Origin of the sequence: Corallococcus llansteffanensis, assembly GCF_003612055.1 — a bacterium.
Taxonomy (GTDB): domain Bacteria; phylum Myxococcota; class Myxococcia; order Myxococcales; family Myxococcaceae; genus Corallococcus; species Corallococcus llansteffanensis.
This window is the reverse complement of record NZ_RAWB01000482.1, coordinates 1-7,580: the sequence shown is the minus strand read 5'-3', so window position 1 is coordinate 7,580 and position 7,580 is coordinate 1. Positions and strand designations below refer to the sequence as shown.

The following is a 7,580-nucleotide window of genomic DNA, read 5'->3' as shown; positions in this document are numbered from 1 at the left end:
CCCCCCTGCGCTCCTTCCGCCCCCATTCGAAGCTCGCCCTGTGCGGCCTCCTCCTCGCCTTCGCGGGCTGTGAGGGCCGCGACCCGCAGACCCTGCCCCCACCGGATGGCGGAGCCTGTGTCACCGGCACCTGCACCACGCCCGACAGCGGCACGCCCATCGGGTCCGGCAACCGCGTGCGCATCGCGGCCTTCAACGTGCACCGCCTCTTCGACACCGTGTGTGATTCAGGCTCCTGCGGAGGCACCAACTACGAGGAGCTGCCCACGGTGTCGGAGTTCGCGCAGCAGGCGGAGCGGCTCTCCCGGGCCATCACCGCGCTCGACGCGGACGTGGTGCTGCTGGAGGAGATCGAAACGCAGACGTCCCTGGACGAGCTCCAGCGCCGCATGCCGGCGTTCGGCTTCGCGCAGCTCGGGGAGATTGGCGGCGCGGCGTCGGTGGACGTGGCGGTCCTCTCCCGCCATCCCATCACCGACGTGCGCCGCCACCGCGACCAGATCATCTATCGCCCGGACGGCTCGTCGACGCGCTTCTCGCGCGAGCTGCTGGAGGTGCACGTGGACGTGGACGGCGCGGACACCATCGTCTTCGCGGCGCACTTCCGCTCCAAGGTGGACGACGATCCAGGCCGCCGCATCGCCGAGGCCAACGCGTCGCGGGACATCGTCGCGGGCGTGGCGAAGACCTCCCCCGGGGCCCTGGTGGTGTTCGGTGGAGACCTCAACGACGTCCCCGGCTCGGAGGCCCTCAACGCGCTGGAACGGGACGGAGCCCTGCTGCGCGTCGCGAGCGACCGGCCGGCCAGCGAGACCTGGACGTATGTCTATTCAGGTCAACGTCAGGCCATCGACCACCTCTTCCTCGCGCCCGCGCCCGCGGGGGGCACCTACGTCCCGGGCTCCTTCCGCGTGGCCCGCGAGGGCAACGGCTACGGCGGCTCCGACCACTGCGCCGTGTACGCGGACTTCCTCGTCGAACCGACGCCCTGACGCAATGAACGAAACCGGTCGCCGCAACCCCTGACCTGGGTGCACCCGGGGACCGGTTTCCCGCACGCCTCCCCTCCTTAAGTTCTCCGCCATGATGGCAATGCCGTGGCGAAGCATCTGGAGCACCTTCCCCGGAGCGCGCCATGGTTGAGGTGCGCACGTTCGAAGGTGACGCTGCGGAGGCGTCCTGGTTCATCAACCGCGTCTGGCAATCGAGCTACGGCAGGACGTCGCCGCTGCCCGTCTGGAATGAACGCCTCATCGACTGGCTGCTCTTCCGGGACGGACAGGCCCCGCGCGACTACCTGGTCGCGGCGTATGACAAGGGGAGGCTGGTGGGGACCCTGTTCGCGGAGCCCGCCCAGATCCGGATCGGCACCCGGGAGGTGAATGGCACCTATGGGGGCCGCGCGACCGTCACCCATTCCCATCGCCGGGAGGGAATCGGCGGCAGGCTGACGCGGGAGCTGTTCCGGCGTCACCGCGATCGCGGTGCCTGGCTCACCCTGGGCTGTGTGGCGACAGGGCCTCACGAGCCGGGCTTCTGGCGGCGGGCGCGGAGCGCGCATCCCCTCCACGGACTGGGGCTGTGGCTGTATGTCTTTGACGCGCGGGCCCTGGCGCGCTGGTCGTTCACCGATTCCCAGCGGCGGCTGTTCGCCCTGGCGCGGCCCTTCCTGAGGCAGGGCTTCCGCAAGGCGGCCACCGGGGGAATCCGGCCCTATCGTCCCAGCGACCTGTCCCGCTGCATGGCCCTGGTCCAGCGGATGATGCGGCCGGTGACGCTGGGGTACGCCTACACGACGGAGCGGCTGGCGCACCAACTCCAGTACAAGGATGTGCCGCGCACCTTCGTGCTGGAGCAGGACGGGGAGGTCCGGGGGCTGGTGAACAGCTACAGCCTCCTGATGACAGGCGTGGGGGAGATCACCGCGGAGGTCGTGGACCTGATGGCCTTCGACGACGCCGTGTCCACCGCCGACCGGCAGCGCCTGCTCCAGGTCGCCATGCAGGACATGGAGCGCCGGGGCGTGGCGTGCGCCGGAATGCTGCGCAACCCCTGTCTCCCGGCCTCACTCCTGTGGCGTGCGGGGTGGCTGCCCCTGCCCGGGGGCGCGAAGCTGACGTGCCTGGTGCCCACCTCCGGCGTGGAGCTTCCCGCCTCGCCCCAGGTGTTCACGCACCTGCGCTGAAGCGTCCCCGGGCGCGGACCTTGTGCACCAGTTGCGCGCCCCAGCCGAACACGGTGCGCGCGCCCCCGCCCGCGCAGATGCACAGCGCGGGCAGCACGAGCAGCAGGTACTGCGGCCACTTGGTGCTCCACAGCAGGAGGAACACCAGCCCCACGCCAGCGCCCACCGCCCACACGGGCCGCTCGCGCCAGGTCCGGGGCGCGCCCACCACCGCCAGCGGCAGCAGCGCCCACGCGTTGAAGCCCGTGAGGTAGATGCCCTCCTGCGACCGGGACAGCCACGGATCCACGAGGAACGCGAGCGGCTGGTACCAGGGCAGCGCGCTGCGCCGCACGTGCTCGCTGTGCGAGTAGTCCCAGTGGAACGTGACGGACTCCCACAGCGACGCGAACGGCGAGGACCACAGCGCGGGGTTCGCGAGGAAGAACACCGCCGCCGTGGGCACGACGAACGCGGCCCACGCCCGCCACCGCGTCCGCGCTCCCGTCACCAGGAAGGGCAGCATCGTGAGCCCGCCCACCAGGCCATACGGATACTTCCCCGCCGCCGCGAGCCCGAGCAGCGCCCCGGACACCGCGAGCCACCCGGGCGCGAAGTCCCTCGCCCCCCGTCGCGCGCGCTCGAAGGCCAGCAGCGCGAGCACCGCGAGGAGCCCGGGCACCGCCTCCAGGTACGCCTGCGAGGTGTACTTCGTGTGGTACGGGTCCCACGCGAGCAGCAGCGCGCCCAGCGGATCCACGGTGGCGACCAGCCCCACCTGGAGCACCCCGGCCACCGCCGACAGGCGCCGCGTCGCACGGAACGCGGGCCGCGCGGCTTCCGGCAGGGGTTGGCCCATGGGCACGTTGTCCCACTCCGGCTCGGGAGCCCCTGTCACGCGCACCGCCTCCGCGAAGAGCAGCTTCACCAGCGGCGGGTGTTCGAAGTTCTCCCGGAGGGCGCCCACGTCCCCCCAGCGGCCCTGGTCGAGCATCTGGGCATAGCTGTAGGCGATGGGCAGATAGGTCGCCTCGTCGTAGTCCTGGGACAGCCGCTCCACCGCCCGCGTCCGTTGCCAGACGGCGACCAGGAGGGCGACGAGTGTGACGAGGAGGGCCAGCAGGCGCGTGCGGGACACATGGCACGGATATCACGGAGGCATGCGCCCTCCCGAGCGCGGCCCTCCGAGCGGCCGGGGCGCGCCCCTGGTGACGCGTGCCCCCGGGCCCCAGCTTTGGAGCATGAAGACCGCGCGCCTCCTCACCGCCGCCGCCCTGCTCGTGGGCGGACCTGCCCTCGCCAAGAAGAGCGACACCGTGTCACTCGAGACGCCCCGGACGACCGTGCGCGCGAGCGTCACCGCGCAGGGCCTCCAGGGGCCGGACCTGCGGCTCCAGCTGACGGACGATGCGCTGCGCGGACAGGCCTTCCAGCGCCCCGTGGACCTGAAGCTGTCGGACCAGCGCATCCAGGGCACCGTGGGGCAGCAGCCGGTGGACCTCTCCGTGAGGGAGCGCCCGGAGGTGGTGGAGATGTCGGGGAATTTCGCGGGCCAGCCCTCCTCCCTGACGCTCAGCCCGGACGAGCTGGCGGGCTCGGTGGGGCCGTGCGGCTACAACCTCATCGTCGACCGCGACCGCAAGCACTACCGCGGCACGCGCGCCTGTGGAGATCAGCGCGAGGACAACGTGAAGGTCGCCATCCCGGAGGCGCTGGGGCAGGGCTCCGCGTCCGGCCGGATGGCGGCGCTCAGCCTGATCCTCGCCCATCCCTGAGCAGTCATTGGGCGCCGGGCCATGGCGCCGGGGCCCCTGCTGTAGTGAACTGACACCCCGTGTCCACCCACCCTGCTGACGCCGTTCCCAAACGCACCATCGGTCCCTTCCAACTGCTGGCGCTGGGCGTCAACGGCATCGTCGGCGTCGGCATCTTCTTCGCGCCGGCGGAGATCGCCGCCCAGGCCCCCGGGATGGCCGCGGTGTGGGCCTTCGCGCTGACAGGGCTCGCGCTGGTGCCGGTGGCGCTCGCGTTCGCGGTGCTCGGGCGGCGGTTCGACGCGGACGGTGGGCCCGTCGTCTTCGCGCGCGCGGCGTTTGGCGAGCGAGCGTCCTTCCTCGTCGGGTGGGTGGCCTACGTCAGCGCCTTCCTGAGCGCGTCCGCGGTGATGGCGGGCCTGGCGCGGGCGCTGGCGCCGTCGGTGGGGCTGGCGGGGCCCGTGGGCGAGCGGCTGCTGGCCTCCGCGCTGGTGACGTCGCTCACGGCGCTGGTGGCCTCCGGCATCCGCGTGTCGGCGCGGACGTGGACGGCGCTCACGGTGCTCAAGCTGGTGCCCCTGGCCGCGCTGTTGGGGGCCTTCCTCTTCCTGCCGGCGGCCGGAGAGGTGCCGCCCCCGCTGCCCGCCACGGGAGGGTCCTGGCTGAAGGCGGGGCTGGCGGTGATGTTCGCGTACCAGGGGTTCGAGATCGTCCCGGTCATCGCGGGGCAGGTGCGCTCGGCGGAGCGCACGGTGCCCATGGCCACGGTGGGTTCGCTGCTGGTGGCGGCGCTGCTGTACGTGGGCCTGACGTGGGCGTGCGTGGCGGCGCTGCCGGCGCTGGCGGAGGCGAAGGCGCCCCTGGTGCAGGCGGCGAGCGTCTGGGGCGGCGTGGGGCTGGAGCGGCTGGTGGCCGCGGGCACCAGCGTGTCCGCGCTGGGCATCTGCCTGGGGATGATGGTGACGACGCCGCGCTACCTGTCCGCGCTGGCATCCGGGGAGCGCTCGCTGTTCGGGCTGGAGCGGATGTCGGCGTCGGGCGTGCCGACGCGGGCGCTCGCGGTGACGTGGACGCTGGTGATGGGGTTCGTGAACCTGGGGGACCTGTCGGAGCTCTTCGCGCTCTCCGCCATCGCGGTGCTGATGCAGTTCGGTGTCACGGCCGCCGCGCTCACGGTGCTGTCCCTGCGGCGGGAGCGGAACCTGCGGCCGGCGCATGCCTTGCTCGCGGTGCCCACCCTGGTGCTGGGCCTGACGCTGGTGGCCTTCGGCGCGAGCGCACGCGAGGCGGCGGTCGCCTCCCTGGCGGTGCTCGCAGGGCTCGCGCTCATGCAGCTGTCGCGGCCGAGGGCTCCCGTGCCCGGTCCCCTACCCTGACAGCGCCTGCCTGTCCGCAGTGCGGGCAGGCACGAAGACAACCCATCACGTTGTGTTGCACGCGGGTGACCGAGCAGGAAGACTCCGGCGGGGGTCTTCGGGTCGATGCTCGGGTATCAGGCGAATGCGCAGTGGCGGGACATGTCTGACTTCGTGGTGCACTTCACGAAGCCCGGGCCCCCGTACCACGACGCCTACCAGAACATGATGAGCATCCTGGGAGCGCGCACGCTCATCCCGGGCGCGGAGGGTTTTGGCATCGCGCGGCGGGAGGCGAAGGTGGCGGACCGGAGCCGTTCGGTGTGCTTCAGCGAGATCCCCATCGATCAGCTCGGCAGGCTGGTGCAGCGCAGGAGCCTGTACGGCATCGCCTTCCGCAAGAGCTTCATCCTGTCGCAAGGCGGAGGGCCCGTCTGGTACGTGCAATACGGCTCCCCGGCGCACCTGGCGATGAAGCACCAGTTGGACCAGGCGCTGGCAGCGAAGGAGCCGCACAAGGAGCCGGTGTGGGCGGTGACGCCCTTCGTGGACATCCAGGGGGACGCGCACAACGCGCCCTACAGCTACCGCTTCGACTGGGAGCGCGAGTGGCGAGTGCCGGGGCTGCTGCGCTTCACCGAGTACGACGTCGCGGCCCTCTTCCTTCCCGAGGAGGTGCACACCCTGGCGCAGGACTTCTTCGCCTGGGCGGTGCGCGAGCGCGCGGGGCCGGGCTACTTCTGCCCCGTGTTGGATCCAGGCTGGAAGGAAGCGCAGATCGCCGAAGCGCTGGCGAAGCACGCGGAAGCGCCACCCTCGTCATGGACCGAGCGCAAGAGCGCACCGGGCTGACGGGCCTCGCTACTTCACCCGCTCGATGCGGTGCTTGCGGCCCTTGATGCGTCCTTCGCTCAGGCGCTGGAACGCCACCTTCACCACGCGCTTGGAGACGGCGACGAAGGCGTGGTGGTCGTGGATCTCGATCTTGCCCACGTCCGTCGCGGCCAGCCCGCCGGCCTCGCCCGTGAGCGCGCCCAGGATGTCTCCGGGCCGCATCTTGTCCTTGCGCCCGGCGGAGATGGACAGCGTCTCCCAGCCGGAGATGAGCGACACGCCCGGCATGTTCTCCGGCACCAGCGCGTCCACGTCCCCCTTCTCCAGCTTCACGCCCGTGGTGCCCTCGATGTCCTCCACCTTGCGGCTGTCCGAGCGCGTCACCAGGGAGAGGGCCAGCCCGCGCAGCCCCGCGCGGCCCGTGCGCCCGATGCGGTGCACATAGGCCTCCGGCTGCTGCGGCATCTCGTAGTTCACCACCGCGTCCAGCGCCTCCACGTCGATGCCCCGGCCCGCCACGTCCGTGGCCACCAGCACGCGCGTGCTGTGATTGCGGAACTTCGCCATCCCCCGGTCCCGGTCGAACTGCTCCAGGTCCCCCTGCAACCCGTCCGCGCTCACGCCCGCCTTCACCAATTCGCGCGTCAGCTCCACCACCACCGCCTTGAAGTTGCAGAACACGATGGCGGACGCCGGCTGGTGCTGCTTCAGGAGGCGCAACAACACGCCCAGCTTCTCCTCCGGCTGGCACGCGTACGCCACCTGCTGGATGTCCGGCGCGGCCTCTTCCTGCGCCAGTGACACCCGCACGGGGTCCTTCTGGAACGCGCGGCTCAGCTTCTCGATGTCGTCCGGGAACGTCGCGGAGAAGAGCACCGTCTGCCGCTTCGCGGGCGTCGTGCTCAGCACGCGCTCCATATCCTCGCGAAAGCCCATGTCCAGCATCCGGTCCGCTTCATCCAGCACCACCGTGGCCAGCGAGCGCGTGTCCAGCACCTCGCGGTCCAGCAGGTCGAGGATGCGCCCGGGCGTCCCCACGGCGATGTGCACGCCCTTCTCCAGCGCCTCCACCTGGGGCTTGATGGGCGACCCGCCCGCGAGCGCCAGCACCTGGACGCCATTCAGGCGCCGCGCCAGCCGGCGGATCTCTCCGGCCACCTGCGCGCACAGCTCACGCGTCGGACAGAGCACCAGCGCCTGGAGCCGCCGGTCCTGGGTGAGCTGGATCTTCTGGAGGATGGGCAGCGCGAACGCCGCCGTCTTCCCGCTGCCCGTGCGGGCCTGCCCCACGAGGTCCTTCCCCTGCAACAGCACCGGGATGGTCTGCGCCTGGATGGGAGTGGCGGTGCGGAACTCCAGCTCCTCCAGCACCTGGAGCAGCGGGGGTGACAGCGCGAGCGCGGAGAAGTCCATCGGGGCCTCGGGGGACGGAGGCACGGGCGCCTCGGGGGGTAACGCGCGCCCTTGTAGCAG

General features: G+C 71.6%; 7 protein-coding genes. 5 read left to right on the top strand and 2 right to left on the bottom strand.

Annotated features, from left to right (window positions below):
• Positions 1–5: 5 nt before the first annotated feature.
• Both D7V93_RS32625 and D7V93_RS32620 read left to right on the top strand, forming a co-directional pair.
• Positions 6–992, top strand: a complete 987-nt coding sequence (locus tag D7V93_RS32625) for an endonuclease/exonuclease/phosphatase family protein (protein ID WP_120647101.1) — start codon at positions 6–8, stop codon at positions 990–992.
• Between the two features lie 143 nt (positions 993–1,135).
• On the top strand, positions 1,136–2,185 hold the full coding sequence (locus tag D7V93_RS32620) for a GNAT family N-acetyltransferase (protein ID WP_120647099.1): 1,050 nt from the start codon (positions 1,136–1,138) through the stop codon (positions 2,183–2,185).
• Here D7V93_RS32620 and D7V93_RS32615 read toward each other — a convergent pair.
• A complete protein-coding gene (locus D7V93_RS32615) occupies positions 2,169–3,302 on the bottom strand; it encodes a hypothetical protein (protein ID WP_120647098.1) in 1,134 nt (377 codons plus the stop codon). The genes D7V93_RS32620 and D7V93_RS32615 overlap by 17 nt on opposite strands.
• 103 nt (positions 3,303–3,405) lie before the next feature.
• Here D7V93_RS32615 and D7V93_RS32610 point away from each other — a divergent pair, with 103 nt between their 5' ends.
• The 3 genes from D7V93_RS32610 to D7V93_RS32600 all read left to right on the top strand — a co-directional run bounded on the left by D7V93_RS32610 (position 3,406) and on the right by D7V93_RS32600 (position 6,125).
• The gene (locus D7V93_RS32610; protein ID WP_120647097.1) at positions 3,406–3,939 is read left to right on the top strand and encodes a hypothetical protein; all 534 of its coding nucleotides are present in this window, start codon (positions 3,406–3,408) and stop codon (positions 3,937–3,939) included.
• A 59-nt stretch (positions 3,940–3,998) separates the two neighbouring features.
• Positions 3,999–5,294, top strand: coding sequence for an APC family permease (locus tag D7V93_RS32605; protein ID WP_244237657.1), 1,296 nt, complete (start codon positions 3,999–4,001; stop codon positions 5,292–5,294).
• 141 nt (positions 5,295–5,435) lie between these two features.
• Entirely contained in the window at positions 5,436–6,125 is a 690-nt protein-coding gene (locus D7V93_RS32600) for an abortive infection system antitoxin AbiGi family protein (RefSeq protein ID WP_244237656.1), read from the top strand.
• A 9-nt stretch (positions 6,126–6,134) separates the two neighbouring features.
• Here the strand turns inward: D7V93_RS32600 and dbpA are convergent, their stop codons facing one another.
• Entirely contained in the window at positions 6,135–7,520 is a 1,386-nt protein-coding gene (gene dbpA, locus D7V93_RS32595) for an ATP-dependent RNA helicase DbpA (RefSeq protein WP_120647095.1), read from the bottom strand.
• Between the last annotated feature and the right edge of the window lie 60 nt (positions 7,521–7,580).